This window comes from Sphingomonas sp. AP4-R1 (assembly GCF_013113735.1).
Taxonomy (GTDB): Bacteria; Pseudomonadota; Alphaproteobacteria; order Sphingomonadales; family Sphingomonadaceae; genus Sphingomonas_I.
Genome location: NZ_CP053346.1, coordinates 569,927 through 585,293, shown reverse-complemented (window position 1 = coordinate 585,293; position 15,367 = coordinate 569,927). Strand labels below are relative to the sequence as shown.

Annotated in this window: 17 protein-coding genes and 1 pseudogene; 5 read left to right on the top strand and 13 right to left on the bottom strand. The window is 68.0% G+C overall.

Features of this window, described 5'->3' with window-relative positions; translation table 11 throughout:
- Positions 1–80 precede the first annotated feature (80 nt).
- The 3 genes from HL653_RS24550 to ppa all read right to left on the bottom strand — a co-directional run bounded on the left by HL653_RS24550 (position 81) and on the right by ppa (position 2,218).
- Positions 81–227 carry a hypothetical protein gene (locus HL653_RS24550; protein ID WP_367613588.1) on the bottom strand — a complete coding sequence of 49 codons (147 nt, stop codon included), beginning with the start codon at positions 225–227 and terminating at the stop codon, positions 81–83.
- A gap of 59 nt (positions 228–286) precedes the next feature.
- Positions 287–1,573 (bottom strand): amidase, encoded by a 1,287-nt coding sequence (locus HL653_RS02830; protein WP_367613587.1) that lies wholly within the window; start codon positions 1,571–1,573, stop codon positions 287–289.
- A gap of 75 nt (positions 1,574–1,648) precedes the next feature.
- Positions 1,649–2,218, bottom strand: coding sequence for an inorganic diphosphatase (ppa, locus tag HL653_RS02825; RefSeq protein ID WP_171743170.1), 570 nt, complete (start codon positions 2,216–2,218; stop codon positions 1,649–1,651).
- Between the two features lie 122 nt (positions 2,219–2,340).
- On the opposite strand from ppa, the gene hisS reads away from it, so the two are divergent.
- From hisS to HL653_RS02800, 5 genes are all read left to right on the top strand, one after another.
- On the top strand, positions 2,341–3,621 hold the full coding sequence (gene hisS, locus HL653_RS02820; protein WP_171743169.1) for a histidine--tRNA ligase: 1,281 nt from the start codon (positions 2,341–2,343) through the stop codon (positions 3,619–3,621).
- Positions 3,622–3,763: 142 nt separating this feature from the next.
- Entirely contained in the window at positions 3,764–4,855 is a 1,092-nt protein-coding gene (gene prfA / locus HL653_RS02815) for a peptide chain release factor 1 (protein WP_171743168.1), read from the top strand.
- A 117-nt stretch (positions 4,856–4,972) separates the two neighbouring features.
- Positions 4,973–5,392: a hypothetical protein gene (locus HL653_RS02810; protein WP_171743167.1), complete on the top strand. Its 420-nt coding sequence runs from the start codon at positions 4,973–4,975 to the stop codon at positions 5,390–5,392.
- A gap of 56 nt (positions 5,393–5,448) precedes the next feature.
- Positions 5,449–6,210: a peptide chain release factor N(5)-glutamine methyltransferase gene (gene prmC, locus HL653_RS02805; RefSeq protein WP_171746740.1), complete on the top strand. Its 762-nt coding sequence runs from the start codon at positions 5,449–5,451 to the stop codon at positions 6,208–6,210.
- 329 nt (positions 6,211–6,539) lie between these two features.
- Positions 6,540–7,355: a DUF4167 domain-containing protein gene (locus tag HL653_RS02800; protein ID WP_171743166.1), complete on the top strand. Its 816-nt coding sequence runs from the start codon at positions 6,540–6,542 to the stop codon at positions 7,353–7,355.
- A gap of 226 nt (positions 7,356–7,581) precedes the next feature.
- Here HL653_RS02800 and fliR read toward each other — a convergent pair whose 3' ends face one another.
- From fliR to HL653_RS02750, 10 genes and pseudogenes are all read right to left on the bottom strand, one after another.
- The gene (gene fliR, locus HL653_RS02795; protein WP_171743165.1) at positions 7,582–8,364 is read right to left on the bottom strand and encodes a flagellar biosynthetic protein FliR; all 783 of its coding nucleotides are present in this window, start codon (positions 8,362–8,364) and stop codon (positions 7,582–7,584) included.
- Between the two features lie 157 nt (positions 8,365–8,521).
- The gene (locus HL653_RS02790) at positions 8,522–8,800 is read right to left on the bottom strand and encodes a flagellar biosynthetic protein FliQ (protein ID WP_171743164.1); all 279 of its coding nucleotides are present in this window, start codon (positions 8,798–8,800) and stop codon (positions 8,522–8,524) included.
- A 139-nt stretch (positions 8,801–8,939) separates the two neighbouring features.
- A pseudogene (fliP, locus tag HL653_RS02785) lies at positions 8,940–9,826 on the bottom strand (flagellar type III secretion system pore protein FliP).
- A gap of 40 nt (positions 9,827–9,866) precedes the next feature.
- Positions 9,867–10,148, bottom strand: a complete 282-nt coding sequence (locus HL653_RS02780; protein WP_171743162.1) for a flagellar biosynthetic protein FliO — start codon at positions 10,146–10,148, stop codon at positions 9,867–9,869.
- Positions 10,145–10,465 carry a flagellar motor switch protein FliN gene (gene fliN / locus HL653_RS02775; RefSeq protein ID WP_171743161.1) on the bottom strand — a complete coding sequence of 107 codons (321 nt, stop codon included), beginning with the start codon at positions 10,463–10,465 and terminating at the stop codon, positions 10,145–10,147. Before fliN ends, HL653_RS02780 begins: the two co-directional genes overlap by 4 nt.
- 5 nt (positions 10,466–10,470) lie before the next feature.
- Positions 10,471–11,448 (bottom strand): flagellar motor switch protein FliM, encoded by a 978-nt coding sequence (locus HL653_RS02770; protein ID WP_171743160.1) that lies wholly within the window; start codon positions 11,446–11,448, stop codon positions 10,471–10,473.
- Positions 11,445–12,086, bottom strand: coding sequence for a flagellar basal body-associated protein FliL (gene fliL, locus HL653_RS02765; protein ID WP_171743159.1), 642 nt, complete (start codon positions 12,084–12,086; stop codon positions 11,445–11,447). Before fliL ends, HL653_RS02770 begins: the two co-directional genes overlap by 4 nt.
- An 11-nt stretch (positions 12,087–12,097) precedes the next feature.
- Positions 12,098–13,519, bottom strand: a complete 1,422-nt coding sequence (locus HL653_RS02760; RefSeq protein ID WP_171743158.1) for a flagellar hook-length control protein FliK — start codon at positions 13,517–13,519, stop codon at positions 12,098–12,100.
- Entirely contained in the window at positions 13,512–13,934 is a 423-nt protein-coding gene (locus tag HL653_RS02755; protein ID WP_171743157.1) for a hypothetical protein, read from the bottom strand. Before HL653_RS02755 ends, HL653_RS02760 begins: the two co-directional genes overlap by 8 nt.
- Positions 13,931–15,295 (bottom strand): FliI/YscN family ATPase, encoded by a 1,365-nt coding sequence (locus tag HL653_RS02750; protein ID WP_171743156.1) that lies wholly within the window; start codon positions 15,293–15,295, stop codon positions 13,931–13,933. The genes HL653_RS02755 and HL653_RS02750 overlap by 4 nt, the downstream gene beginning before the upstream one ends.
- Positions 15,296–15,367 lie beyond the last annotated feature (72 nt).

The following is a 15,367-nucleotide window of genomic DNA, read 5'->3' as shown; positions in this document are numbered from 1 at the left end:
TCTATTGTCGTTCAGGAAAGTTAAGAGTTGGTAACCGTGTTCGAAGGGGCTCTTTTAACCCCGATCCACGCCGTTTTCGATCAGCGAATCGGCCCGCGCGCGGCTTCATAGGCGGCGCCCAGCGCGAGCAATTTCGCCTCGCTCCAGGCCGGGCCGATGAAGCTGAGGCCCACGGGCAACCCCTTCACGTCTCCCATCGGCACGGTGAGGTGCGGATAGCCCGCCACCGCCGCGATGCTGCCCGTACCGGGGCCGCGCCGGGCGCTGTCGCCGTTGATGCTGTCGATCAGCGGGGCGGGTTGCGCGTGGGGCCGATCAGCACGGCAACGTCGTTTTCGCGCAGCAGCCGGTCGATTCCCTCGGGCCCGGCATGCCGCTTCGCCCGATCGCGCGCGGCGATGTAGGCGGGATCGTCGAGCCCCTTGGTCTTCTCGGCTTCGACGAAGCTTTCCTGTCCGAACAGCGGCATTTCCCTGTCCGCATGCGCGGTGTTGAACGCGATCAGGTCCGCCAGCGTGCGGGCGGAGACGGCGGGCGCGGCGCTGGCGAGATAGGTGGCGAGATCGGCCTTCAGCTCGGTCATCAGCACGATATGCTCGTCCGCGCCGATCGTGGGATCGAAGTCGCTCTTGGGGATCTCGACAAGGATCGCGCCGTGCGCGCGCAGCGCCGCCAGGGCCTTTTCGAACACCGCATCGGTGCCCGCCGAGAAGCCTGTGTCGAAGCGCATCACGCCGATGCGGACGCCTTGCAGCGCGTTCGGATCGAGCGTGGCGGCATAATCGCTGCGGTGCGCATCGGCCTGTGCGGTGGCGGGATCGGCGGGGTCGTTGCCGGCGATGGCAGACAGCACCAGCGCCGCATCGCGCACCGTGCGCGTCATCGGTCCGGCCGTGTCCTGCGAATGGCTGATCGGCACGATATGGGCGCGGCTGACGAGGCCGACCGTGGGCTTCAAGCCGACCACGCCGTTGAAGGCGGCCGGGCCGGTGATCGATCCGTCCGTCTCGGTGCCGATCGCCAGATCGACGAGCCCCGCCGCGACGGCCGCGCCGCTTCCGGCGGATGAGCCGCCGGGACTGCGCGCGGGATCGTGCGGATTGCGCGTCTGCCCGCCCACCGCGCTCCAGCCGGAGATGGACGCGGTCGAACGGATATTCGCCCATTCGCTGAGATTGGTCTTGCCGAGGATCACGGCGCCCGCAGCGCGCAGGCCCCGCACGATCGGCGCGTCGCGGCCGGTGGCGTTGTCGGCCAGAGCGAGGCTGCCCGCCGTGGTCGGCTGGTCGGCGGTCTCGATATTGTCCTTGATCAGGATCGGGCGGCCGAACAGCGGTCCGCGGGCGCGCCGCATGCGATCGAGCGCACGGGCCTGCATGATCGCGTCAGGGTTCGTCGCCAGGACGGCGTTGGTTTGGGAGTTATCGCGCGTGATGCCGGCGAGAGCCTCTCCGGTTGCGCGTTCGGCCGGGCCGGGAGGAGGAGCGGCCGAAGAAACCGGACCGGACAACAGGAGCGCGGCGACCGCCGCCGAGAGCCCCCATTTCCGTTCGTGCTGAGCCCGTCGAAGCACGGCCCTTACTCCTCACCCCAAGGTATCGAAGAAGGACCGCCCTTCGACAGGCTCAGCGCGAACGGGGATGCCGGATCAAAGCTGCTTGGCGCCGGCGTCGGTGCCGGTCTCGGCCTTCTTCTTCGCGGCGAGCTCGATCGCCTCGAGAATGATCTGCTTGGCTTCGGCCGTATCACCCCAGGCGCCGATGCGGACCCACTTCTTCTTCTCCAAGTCCTTGTAATGGGTGAAGAAGTGCTCGATCTGCTGCATCACGATCTCGGGCAGATCGCCCTTTTCCTCGACGTCGTGATAATAAGGGAAGGTGGAATCGGTGGGCACGCAGACGAGCTTCTCGTCGCCGCCGGCCTCGTCTTCCAGCTTCAGCACCGCGATCGGGCGCGCGCGGACGACGCAGCCCGGAATGAAGGGCGAGCGCGAGATGACGAGCGCGTCCAGCGGATCGCCATCGGGCGACAGCGTGTGGGGCACGAAGCCGTAATTCGCCGGATAGCGCATCGGCGTGTGCAGGATGCGATCGACGAACAGGGCGCCGGATTTCTTGTCGAACTCATACTTGATCGGCTCGCCCCCGGTGGGCACTTCGATCACGACGTTGAGTTCGTGTGGCGGATTGGCCCCGGTGGGGATGAGATCGATGTTCATAGCAGACCGGGTCGTAATGGTGCGCCGCAACAGGAGCAAGCCGCTTCTGTTGCGGGCTGGTAACCATGTTTGCGGCTGGGCAGGTGACGCTCGCCCCCGTATCCATTAGAGCGCGCGCGTTTATGGCGAAGATCGAGACACCCAAGGCCGTTCGCGGCACCCAGAGCATGTTGGGCGAAGAGGCGCAGCGCTTCACCAAAGTGGTGGAGACGTTCGAGCGCGTGCGCCGGCTGTATGGCTTCGGCCGGGTCGAAGTGCCCGTGTTCGAGGCGACCGCCGTCTTCTCGCGCAGCCTCGGCGAAACCACCGATGTCGTCTCCAAGGAGATGTACACGTTCGAGGATCGCGGCGGCGATTCGCTGACGCTGCGGCCGGAATTCACGGCGGGCATCTCGCGCGCCTTCCTCACCGAGGGCTGGCAGCAATATGCGCCGCTGAAGGTGGCCACACACGGCCCCCTGTTCCGCTACGAGCGCCCGCAAAAGGGGCGCTTCCGCCAGTTCCACCAGCTCGACGCCGAAGTGATCGGCGCGGCCGAGCCCGCCGCCGATGTCGAACTGCTCGCCTTCGCGGACCAGCTTCTGCACGAGCTGGGCGTGGCGGACGGCGTGACGCTGCAGCTCAACACCCTGGGCGATTCGGCGACGCGCGATGCGTGGCGCCAGGCTTTGGTCGCGCATTTCGAGGGCGCGAAGGATGCGCTGTCCGAAGAGAGCGTCGCCCGGCTGGAGAAGAATCCGCTGCGCATCCTCGACAGCAAGGATCCGCGCGACCGCCCCGTGGCGGACGCGGCGCCCGAGATCGACGCCTATATGTCGAGCGAGGCGGGCGCCTTCTTCGAGGCGGTGACGAAGGGGTTGGATGCGGCCGGCGTGACGTTCCAGCGCAATGCGCGGCTGGTGCGCGGGCTCGATTATTATCGCCACACCGCGTTCGAGTTCGTGACGGATCGGCTGGGCGCGCAGGGCACCGTGCTGGGCGGCGGCCGCTATGACGGGCTGATCGAGACGCTGGGTGGCCCGCACACGCCGGCCGTCGGCTGGGCGGCCGGGATCGAGCGGCTGGCGATGCTGATCGAGGCGCCGGTGCAGCCGCTCGTGCTGGCTGTCGTGCCTGATAAGCCAGAACTGGCTGACGCCGCCGTACGGGTGACGCAGCGGCTGCGCGCTTTTGGCATCGCTATCGACAATGCCTACAAGGGGAATGCCAAGCGGCAGGTCGAGCTTGCTAGAAAGCGAGGCCTTCGTGCCGCAGTGATTGTGCGTGGTGAGCCCGAAGCGGATGGCGGTACGCACGTTTCGTATTTCGATACCGACCCTTCAGCGCAGGACGAAGTTCGTTCTGCTGTTATTGCTGCCTTCCGCGGTGCATTTCCCTTCGCTGCGAGCGGGAGCAACGCATGACACCCTCTCCCGTCATCCCGGCGAAAGCCGGGATCCATGGTTTCGATTCGTTGGAGGGTGCGTGCGCCACTGGCTGCGTCGCCTCCATGGATCCCGGCTTTCGCCGGGATGACGAAGTTCTTTTGAACGGCGTCGTGGCCGGATGAGCAGCACGCCGACCATCCCACTCGAACGCATCCGCCAGATCGAGGCGCGGCGCGACGAACTCGCGGCGCAGATGTCGCGCGGCGATCTCGCGGCCGATCAGTTCGTGAAGCTCTCCAAGGATTATGCCGAGCTGGAGCCGGTGGCGCAGGCCGCCGGCGAAGTGCGGCGCTATCGGCAGGAGCTGGATGCCCTCTCCTACATGATCGAGGATGAGGAAGCCGATCCCGAGCTGAAATCGATGGCGGGCGAGGAACTGGCCGATCTGCGCGACAAGCTCGTCGCCGCCGACCGCAGGCTGGCGCTGGCGCTGCTGCCCAAGGATGCGGCCGACGAGCGTTCCGCCATCCTCGAAATCCGCGCCGGCACGGGCGGGGACGAGGCGGCTTTGTTCGCGGGCGACCTGTTCCGCATGTATCAGCGTTATGCCGACGATCGCGGCTGGCGGGTGGAACTGATGTCCGCCTCCGCCGCCGAAATGGGCGGCTACAAGGAAGTGGTCGCCGCGATCACGGGTGCGGGCGTGTTCGCCAAGCTGAAGTTCGAAAGCGGCGTGCACCGCGTGCAGCGCGTACCCGTCACCGAAAGCGGCGGGCGCATCCACACCTCCGCCGCCACTGTCGCCGTGCTGCCGGAGGCCGAGGAGGTCGATGTGCAGATCGCCGACAAGGATCTGCGGATCGACGTCTATCGCTCGTCCGGTCCCGGTGGCCAGTCGGTCAACACCACCGACAGCGCGGTGCGGATCACCCATCTGCCCACCGGCACGGTCGTGATCCAGCAGGACGAGAAATCGCAGCACAAGAACAAGGAAAAGGCGATGAAGGTGCTGCGCGCCCGCCTGTATGAGGCGGAGCGCGAGCGGCTGGCGAACGAGCGATCGGGGGCCCGCAAATCCATGGTGGGTTCAGGCGATCGCAGCGAACGTATCCGCACCTACAATTTCCCGCAGGGCCGCGTGACCGATCATCGCATCAACCTGACGCTGCATCGCCTGCCCGAAATCCTCGAGGGCGGCGGGCTGGAGGAACTCGTCTCCGCGCTGATCGCGGAGGACGAGGCCGAGCGGCTGGCTTTGCTGTCGGAATGAGCGTGAGCGTGTTTCCGTATTCCTGCGGACGCAGGAATCCAGGGCCGCATGCGGTTCGCTCCGCAGCTCTGGGCTCCCGCGTTCGCGGGAACACGGTGGCGTGAAAGCGACGGGACCGTGTCTCTTTTCCTGATCCTCGCGCTGGCGCTGGCGGAGCCTCCGGCGGAGCAACCGCCCAGTGCGGAGGCCGCCGCCGCCGCCGGGGCGGCCGATATCCACCAGAAGGTGGTCACCGCGATCCGCAACTGCCCAGAAACCAAGGGCGACGAGATCGTGGTCTGCTCCAAGGATCGCGGCATCGCCGAATCTTTTCGCCTGCCCAAGCTCGATCCGCGCTTCGCCCAATCGGATCCGAAGCTCCGCAAGCCCGCCGACGCGTTCGAGGGCACGGGCGACGGGGGCTTCGGATCGTGCAGCGCGGTCGGTATCGGCGCGGGCACGGGCTGTGCGATGCGCGACTATCGCGCCTGGGGGGACTGGAAGCGCCGCCAGCGGGCGCTGCGCGAGGCGGCGGAAGCCGACGCGTCCGGCCGGTGACGCCGCCTCTCACCGTCGACGAGGCGCTGCGCGCCGCCGCCACCCGACTAAGCGGCATGAGCCCGACCGCGCGGCTGGATGCCGAGATGCTGATGGCGCACGCGCTGGGCGTCGGGCGCGAAGCCCTGCTGCTGGGCGATCGGCGCGGGCCCCCGCCCGAAGGCTTCGCCGCGCTGGTCGACCGCAGGCTCGCGCAGGAGCCCGTCGCCTACATCACCGGCGAGCGCGATTTCTGGACGATCACGCTCGGCGTGACACCCGATGTCCTGATTCCCCGGCCGGACAGCGAGACATTGATCGAGGCGGCGCTGGATCACTTCGCGGGCCGTGATGCGCCGAAGCATATCCTCGATCTCGGCACCGGATCGGGCGCGCTGTTGCTGGCGGCCCTGTCCGAATGGCCGGAGGCGGAGGGCGTGGGCGTCGACATCTCGCCCGCCGCGCTGGCGGTGGCGCGGGGCAATGCCGAGTCTCTGGGGCTCGGCGCGCGCGCGTCCTTCGTCGAGGGCGGCTGGCGCGGGGATCCTCAGGCGGATCTGATCCTGTGCAATCCGCCCTATATCGGCACGGACGAAGTGCTTCCCGTGGGCGTCACCGATTATGAACCGGCGGGCGCGCTCTGGGCCGGAGCGGACGGGTTGGACGCGTATCGCGCGATCGCGCCGCTGCTGGATTTCGCGCCCGGCGGCGTCGCCGTGATCGAAATCGGCATGGGGCAGGGCGAATCGGCAGCGGCTCTTTTTCGGGATTGTGGCTTCATCGTTGCGGTGCGGTGTGATCTGGAGGGGCGAAATCGCTGTCTGGTGGTCACGCGCTGATCCATTCCTGCCGCATTGCGGCGAATCGTTGCACATTACGCAGCGTTAACCCTGTTTCCCCTTGGCAGAGCTGTTATGAGCCACTACATGGAAGGGCAGGACATAGGTGAGCTGGCAGCGTGCAGCGCCGCTCTCCTCAACCCCAAACCTCAGGCTAGGCCGTCATACCGGCGTCTCGGCAGTATGAGAGATCGTGGTGGCCTCTGGGTTCGCCACCGGTTGGGTTTTGGGGTTTCAATCCGGGCGGGATGCCCGGTTCCGATCGTCCGGGAAGGGCCCGGAGTGGAGTGGTGATCAATCACCAGTGACTGAAGGATCAGACCAAGTTGATGAATAATCGTCAGAACGGTCGCCGGCGCGGCCGTGGCGGTCAGCAGACGCGCAATGGTCAGCCGGGTAGCCAGGATCGCGGCAATCGCATCGACAATCGCGCGCGCGGCAACGCCGCCCAGCTTCTGGAGAAGTATAAGAGCCTTGCGCGGGACGCGCAGATGGCGGGCGACCGCGTGAACACCGAATATTATCTCCAGTTCGCGGATCATTATTTCCGCGTTCTGGCCGAGAGCCGCAGCCGCTTCGAGGAGCAGCGCCCGCAGCCGGCGCGCCGCGACGATTTCCGCGACGAATTCGGCCAGGATGGCGACGACGAGCAGGACGGCCAGAACGGCTTCGATCCGCGCGGCGAGAGCCAGGGCAATTGGAACGAAGGCGAGGACGAGCAGCCCCGCCAGGAAAGCCGCCGCGAGGAGCGCCAGGAGCGCCCGCGCCGCGAAGACCGGCAGGAGCGCCCCCGTCGCTTCGAGCGTCAGGAGCGCGCCGAGCAGGCGCCGCAGGCCGAGGGCGCGGACCAGTCCGCCGCCGCGACCGAAGACGCCGCGCCCCGCGCCGAGCGTCGCCCGCGTCGCGAGCGCACCAGCGGTGCCGCTGCCGGGGAGGGCCGTGGCGCCCGCACCCCGCGCGCCGAAGCGGCCGAGGAGGTTGCGGAGCGGATCGAGGCGGATCGCCTGCCGCTGGGCTTCTCGACCATTCCGGCCGAGCCCGCCGTCGCGGAGCAGGGTGAGACCGGCGAGGTCGAGGCACCCCGCCCGCGCCGCACCCGCGCGCCGCGCAAGCCCAAGGCCGAGACGGCGACCGTCGACGCCTGATCGGCTGGCCGATGGAAACAGAAGAGGGGGCGGCTTCCGGGCCGCCCCTTTTTTGTGTCCCGGCCTGTTCATCCTGAGGACTATCCAAAAGGCCCCGTTCGTCCTGAGCGAAGTCGAAGGACGGGAGGCAAGCGCTGCGCCTGAAGCCCGTCCTTCGACTTCGCTCAGGACGAACGGCGAGTATTACGGGCCTTTGGGCTAAAGGGCTCTGTAAGAAACGGAGCGTCTATTTCCCCGCCGCGATCCGCCGCGCTTCGTCCAGACCCGCATTGATCGACGCGACGATGCCGTCGCCCATGCTGGGAGAGGCGATCGCCATCAGGACGAGGCCCGCGAGCAATGTGGCGGGCAGGCCGACCGCGAACAGGTTCATCGCCGGCGCCGATCGGGAGAGCATCCCCATCACGATCTGCACGAGGATCAGCGCGAATCCCACCGGCAGCGCGATGGCGAGCCCCGCCGCGAACAGATCGCCCCCGAACATCACGAGGCCCCGGATGCTGGACGAAGCGGGCATCGCCGCGCCCACGGGCAGCGCGCGATAGCTGTCGACGATGATCGTGGCGAGGCTCAGATGCCCGCCGATCGAGAGGAACAGGAAGGTGGCGATGATCGAGAGGAACTGGCCGAGCGCCGGGCTGGACGATCCCGAGTGCGGATCGATCATCTGCGCGAAGCCGAGGCCCATCGTGTTGCCGATCGTCTCGCCCGCCAGCAGCGCCGAAGAGAAGCCGATCTGGACGGCGAAGCCCAGCGCAATCCCGGCCATCACCTCGCCCAGCACCAGCACGATGCCGGCCACGGAGGTGACGCCGTCCGGCGGCAACTGGAACGGCACGGCGGAGAGCCCCGCCATGCCCACCGCGAGGCTGACGATCAGGCGCAACTGCACCGGCACGGCCGCCATGCCGAAGATCGGCGCCGCGAAGAAGGCCGCGCCCGGCCGGATCATCGCCACCAGCCACAGCCAGAGCTGATCCTCGACATGTTCGAAGCCTGCGGGGAACATGGCTAGCGGGAGCCGCGCGCGGGATAGTCAATTTCCCCGTTCGTCCTGAGCGAAGTCGAAGGACGGGAGGCGAGCCGAGCGCGTGAAACACGTCCTTCGACTTCGCTCAGGACGAACGGGTATATGAGGCGCACAGAGGAAAGGGAGCCGAGCGCCCTCATCGCACCAGATCGGGGATGCGGGCGAAGATGTCGCGGGTGAAGTCCGCGATCAGATAGAGGATCGCCCCCCCGAACAGCGTGAGGCACACGCCCACCACGATCAGCTTGGGGACGAAGGACAGGGTCTGCTCGTTGATCGAGGTGGCGGCCTGGATCATGCCGAGAATCAGCCCCGCCGCCAACGCCGGGATCAGGATCGGCGAGGCCGCGAGCGCAAGGATCCACAGGGCCTGCTGGGCCACGCCGATGAAATAATCGGGCGATGCGGATTCCATCAGCCTTGCTCCCCTCCCGCTTGCGGGAGGGGCTGGGGGTGGGCCAGCGACCGTGCAAACGAGGGCAACATCCAAGGGGCGAGCGCGGAAGCCCACCCCCGACCCCTCCCGCATGCGGGAGGGGAGAAGAGGCCAACAATCACGTCTGGAAACTCGCGGCCAGACTGCCCATCGTCAGCGCCCAGCCATCCACCAGCACGAACAGGAGAAGCTTGAACGGCATCGAGATGATCGAGGGCGACAGCATCATCATGCCCAGCGCCATCAGCGTGGACGCCACCACCAGATCGATGATCAGGAAGGGCAGGAAGATCATGAAGCCGATCTGGAACGCCGTCTTCAGCTCGGACGTGACGAAGGCGGGCAGCAGGATCGAGAAGGGCACGTCCTCCGGCCGGTTGAACTTCACGGGGCCCGCCGGCGCGCCCGCGCGGCGATCGCCGGCGGCCGCCATGTCGGCGAACAGCTTGAGATCGGTCTGGCGGGTCTGCTTGATCATGAAGCCGTGCAACACGTTGGCGCTCCGCGCGATCGCCTCCTCGATCGGGATCTGGCCCGCGCCATAGGGGCGATAGGCGGTCGCCGTGATCTGATCGACCGCCGGCCGCATCACGAAGAGCGAGAGGAAGAGGGCGAGGCCGACCAGCACCTGATTGGGCGGCGTCTGCTGCAGGCCCAGCGCCTGGCGTAGGATCGAAAGCACGATGATGATGCGCGTGAAGCTCGTCATCATCAGAACCAGCGACGGCAGCACCGTCAGCAGGCTCATCAGCAGCAGGATCTGGAGGCTCAGCGACAGCGGCTGGCCCGTTCCGCCGATCGTCCGCATCGCGCGATCGAGCCCGCCCGAGGGGTTGGCGGGGGCACGGGCGCGGCGGCCGGCGCGGCCTGCGCGAAGGCGGGGTGCGCGAGGATCAGCGCGAGAAGGAAGGCGAGGGCGATCCCGATACAGTATCGAACCGTTCGCTTCGAGCGGAGATCGAGCTTGTCGAGATCGTAGTCGAGAAGAGTTCTCGACGGTCGCATCTCGACTTCGCTCGATGCTGCTCGAACCCAGCGGAGGGTTCTATTCCCCATCCGGCACCACGAAGGTGGGCGCCTCGACTTCCGCGATCTTGTCGACGCGGCCGCGCGACACGGCGAGGAGATAGCGCTTGCCGGCGAATTCGACGACCGCCAGCCGGCTCATCGGCCCCATCGGCATCGCATCCACCACGCGGATCGCGCGTTCGCGCTGGCCGAAGGGCAGGCCCGGCTGGAAACGGCGGTAAAGCCACAAGGAAAGGAAGGCGAGACCGCCGACCAGAGGCACCAGCAGCAACAGCCGGGCCAGGTATTCCAGCATCATTTCCGGCGTTCGAGTCCTCCCAGTCGCGCCTCGGCGGCCACGACATCGACGACCCTTATGCCGAACTTGCCACCCACAGTCACCACCTCGCCGCGCGCGACGAGCGTGCCGTTGACGAGGATGTCGAGCAGCTCGTTGGCGGCGCGGTCCAGCTCCACCACGGAGCCCTCGGCCAGATCCATCAGCTCGGCCAGCTTCAGGCTGGTCGAACCGACCTCCACCGACAGGCGCAGCGGAATATCGGCCAGCAGCCGATAGTTGCGGCCCGCGAGATTGGTGTCGCTGCTCAGCATCGGGGCTTCCATCATGTCGCTCATCGGGTTCAGCCTACTCTTTCAATCAACATGGCCGCACGGCCGTCCTGTTCGCCGATCTGGCCTTCCGCGACGGTGCGCGACGCGATCAGCAGGGGCGTGCGCGGCAGGATCTGGATCGGGATCACGTCGCCGGCCTTCAGGCTCATCAGCTGCGCGAGCGAGATTTCCGGCCGCGCGAGGATGCTGCGGACGGGCAGCTGCACCTCGGCCAGCGAGGCCGCCAGCATCGATTTCCACGCGCTGTTGCCCGAAGGCGCCTCGTCCACCACGCGCTTCGACATCTGTTCCTCGATCGGGCGCAGCATGGCGAGCGGATAGAGGACGGTGATCGTGGCGGGCGTGCCCTCGGTCGGTGTGATCGTGAAATTCTGGATGACCACCTGATCGTCCGGCCGCACGAAGCGGATGTGGAAGCGGCTCGTCTCGCGCTGGGCGAGATTGGCTTCCACCGGCATCACGTCGCGCCATGCCTCGACCATGATCGAGGAGACCTTCTCCAGCAGGCGGGCGAGCAGCAATTCCTCGCTCGCCGAAAATTCCAGCCGCTTGCCGGCATTGGGCTGCGGGCCGCTCTGGCCACCATAGAAACGCTCGATCAGCGCCGCCACGAAATCGGCGGGCACGGCGATCAGCATGCCGCCCTTCATCGGCTGCAGCCGATAATGGCTGAGGCTGATGAGGTTGGGCTGCGCCTCCAGCCAGTCGTCGAACGAGCGCGTCGAGAGCGGCACCGCCGTCACCTGCGTGCGGACCTGCACGAACGGCTCGATCACGGTGCGGAGCGAGCGGGCGATCTTCTCGCCCATCCGCTCCAGTCCGGTCAGGCGCTCGGCCGGGCGGAAGCTGTCGCTGCCGAGTGCGAAGGCGCGAACCTCCGCCGCCGGACGCGCCGCCGTGGCCGCCGCGATCGCCTGCTCCAGGCCTTCGCTCAGGATGTCGCCGCTTTCGAGTCCCGAAGGATCGCCGGCGTCGGCTCCCGTCATTGGATGATGAAGCTCGTGAAGAAGACGTCGCCGACGCCGCCAAAGCCCTGATTCTGCTTCAGCGAGGTGTTGATCGCGTCGCGCAGCTGCTTGCGCAGCTCGGTCTTGCCCTGCGGCGTGTTCAGCACTTCCGCCTGCTGCTGCGAAAGCACCTGCAGGATGGCCGAGCGGACGGGCATGTCCGCCGCCTTCAGATTGTTGATCACCTTCATGTCATAGAAGGTGGAAACGCCGATGCCGACCTGAAGGAAGCCGTCCGTATCGACCAGATTGGACGTGAACGGCTGCTCCATTGCGTAATAGGTGGCCTGATATTGCGACGGATCGGGATTGGACGGCTCGGGACCCGTATCGGGCGTGCCGCCGCCGCCGGAGATGTTGCTCTTCTCGCCGCCGCCTTCGTGGCCGCCTTCGGCCGCGGCTTCGCCATGGCCGTCCTCGCTCTTCAGCATCAGCTTCGGGCGATTCGGATCTTCCTTCTTTTCGTGCGCGCTGCCGGCCATGCCGCGCCCGGCGGCCCACAGGCCCGCCCCGGCGCCGCCGCCGATCAGGAGGAGCGGCAACACGCCGAACAACACCAGCTTCTTGACGAGACCGCCCTTCTTCTTGGGCGCGGGCTCAGCCGCCGCATCGCTCATCGATCAACCCCTTACGCGTAAAGATCGGACCTGGCGTCGGCCTCCGGGCCGCGCGCCGCATCCTCCGCTTCTCGCGCATTAAGGTTAACAAATGTCTGATCCGGCGCCGGATTGCGATGCTGCGACTGGCCCTGGGCCAGACCCGCGAAAGACTGCGCCTGCTGCTGCTGCGATCCGGTGTTGGAGCCGCTCATGTCCACGCTCGAATCGCGCAGGGTAAGGCCCTGGGCGCGCGCTTCGGCGGCGAGTCGCGGCTGTGCGTCGGCCAGCATCGCGCGCGCCGACTCGGTGTCCGCGGTCATGCGGATCGAGGCGCCCTCGGCCGAGTGGCTGATATGGACGGTGAGGCTGCCGAGATGCTGCGGATCGAGGCGGAAGCTCAGCTGCCCGTCCTTGCCGGCGGTGGCGGCGATGTCGCGCGCCAGCGTGTCGAGCCACTGGCCGTCGTGCGCCATCGAAAGCTCGCGCGTCACGTGCGCGTCGGCGGCAGGAGCGGTGGCGGTGGCGGTGGCCGCCGTCGCATCCTGGGTCTGCGCCGCGTGCTGCGTGGCCGGCGTGGCGAGCAGCGAGGCGATCGGATCGGTCGATTCGGTGCGGGCGCGCGGGCGATCGATCGCAATCGCGGCCTCCTGCAGCGACGGCGCGGCGGGTGCCGCCGTCGCCTCGCGCTGCGCCGCATTGCGGAGCGCGGCGAGATGCTGCGGGATCACCGTGGCGGTGCCCTGTGTCGCATCGGGCGCGGGCTTGGCCGTGGCCGCGTCGGTGGTTGCGGGCGTGGCCGGGGATGCGCTGCCGAACAGGCGCGCGGCCAGCGAGGCGAAGCGGGATGAGACGGGGGCGGCCTGTGTGGCCTGCGCGGCGTCGCCGGCTTGTCTGGCAGCGGCTTCGGGCTCCTGCGCCTCGGTGGGAGCGGCCGCGTTGGCGGCGCGCCGAGCGACCGTACCCGTGCCGACGGCCGCGACCGGCGCGTCAGCCGTTTTGGGATCGGAAGGCAAAGCGGCGGTCGCCGTCAGCGCGACCGGCGTCGGCAGGGCCGGCGGCGGGGCGAGCGCGAGCATAATCGCCAGAACGGGATCCTCGCTCTTGTCCGTATCGCCGCCGTCCTCGTCCTTGGGCGCGTCCCCCGTCCCGTCACCATCCTGTTCGGCAACGGCCGTTTCCTCGGTGGGGGCGGCGGCATTCGTGGCGAGGGCGCCTGCGGCCGCAGCGGCGGCTGCAGCCGGATTGACGACGGTCGGCACGGGCGTCGTCGTCGTCTCCGCATCCTTGCCGGGCGTCATCGCGGCCAGCAGCGCCGCGAACGGATCGGAGGCGGCGGCGTCGCTTTCCGTCTTCGCGGCGGCGGCTCCCAGAACGCCGGCGATCGCACCGGGCTTGGCGGCGGCGGTCGTGGCAGCGGTCGGCAAAGCGAGGGCGGCGGCGATATCAGGCATTGTCGGCTTCCTTGCGGCGGGGGCGGAAGCTCGCGGCCATCCGCTCCTCGATCATCTTGTGCATTTCGGCGACGGCGCGCACCTGCAGCCGTTCGGCGCTTTCACGCGCGATGTGGGCGCCGATCCGCTCCCGGCTACGCAACTCAACCGCTTCCTTGGCCGATCCGATCGCGCGATCGAGGCCGTGGCGCACATCATCCAGCCGCATCGCCAGCTCGCCCGCATTGCTGAGCGCGGCGCCGCTGGTGTGGCCGGATTGGCCGGACAGACTGTTCCGCAGGCCCTGCAGGCGCTGGGCATTGCCCTCCAGCTGCACGAGCTTGCTCTCGGCGGTGGCGGCGGCGCCGACGGCCTGGAGGTGCTGGACGCGACGGACTCGGGCGATTCGGGCGCGGCGATCGGCTAGGGAGCTCATGAGCCGAAGTTTGCCGTCAATGTAGTAACCGAGTCGTTAAGCGTAATGAGTTCTTTTTGCCCCTGCCGGATGAATTCCAGGATCAGCGGCATGTGCGCGATCGCCGCGTCGATCATCGGATCGGATCCTTGGCGATAGGCGCCCATCAGGATCAGGTCGCGATTCTCGTCATAGGTGGACCACAGCCGGCGCAGCGTGCGCGCGGCCTCCTGCTGTTCGGTCGGGGTGATGTCGGACATCACGCGCGACAGTGACTTGCCGACATGAATGGCCGGAAACACGCCCTGCTCCGCCAGGCTGCGGGCCAGCACGATATGCCCGTCCACGATCGCGCGCGCGGTATCGACGATGGGATCGTCGGTTGTGTCGTCGCCATCGGCCAGCACGGTGTAAAGCGCGGTGATCGATCCGCCGGTGCGCGAATCCGCGCCGGCGCGTTCGCACAGGCGCGGGATCAGGCCGAGCGCGGAGGGCGGATAGCCCTTCATCGTCGGCGGCTCGCCCAGCGACAGGCCGATCTCGCGCTGGGCATGGGCGACGCGCGTGAGCGAATCGATCAGCAGCAGCACGCGCTTGCCCTGATCGCGGAAATATTCGGCGATGGCGGTGGCGCGCATCGCGGCGCGCAGGCGCAGGATCGGCGGATGATCGGCGGGCACCGCGACCACGGCGGTCTTCTTGCGGACTTCGCCACCCAGCTTGGTTTCGAGAAAGTCGGAGACTTCGCGGCTGCGCTCGCCGACCAGGCCGACGACGATCACGTCGGCTTCGGCGCCGGCGAGGATCTGGCCCATCAGCACGGACTTGCCGACGCCCGAGCCCGCGACGATCGCGATACGCTGGCCCACGCCCGCCGTGAGCAAGGCGTTGATCGCGCGCACGCCGGTGTCGAACGGCTCGGTCACGCGCGCGCGGTCGAGCGGATTGGCGCGCGTGCCCGCCAGCGGCCAGCGGCCCTTGGTGATGATCGGGCCCATCCCGTCGAGCGGATTGCCGAGCGCATCGACGACGCGGCCGAGCAAGCCTTCGCCCACGTCCACCGTCGTGCCGCGCCGATCGGGCTCCACGCGTGCGCCGGCCGAATGGGGGGCGTCGGCGTCGAGCGCCATCAGCAGGGTGCGGTCGCCCCGGAAGCCGACCACTTCGGCCAGAGCCGCGCGGCCGTCCGCATCGATCACGCGGGCGTTGGAGCCGACCGGCTCCTGAAAGCCCGTCGCCTCCAGCATCAGCCCGTCATAGGAAGCCAGCCGGCCGATCCGGCGCGGGCTCATATGGCCGATGTCGATCCCTTCCAGGATCTGGGCGGCTTTGGCGGCGATGCCGGTGAGGGCGGGGCCGGTGGGGGCGAGGGAGCTTTGCATGCGGATTCGCTTGTGACGGCAAATCCTTAAAAAGAGGGTTAAGGCGAATTAAGGCTGGTTTTCCGAGCGTTC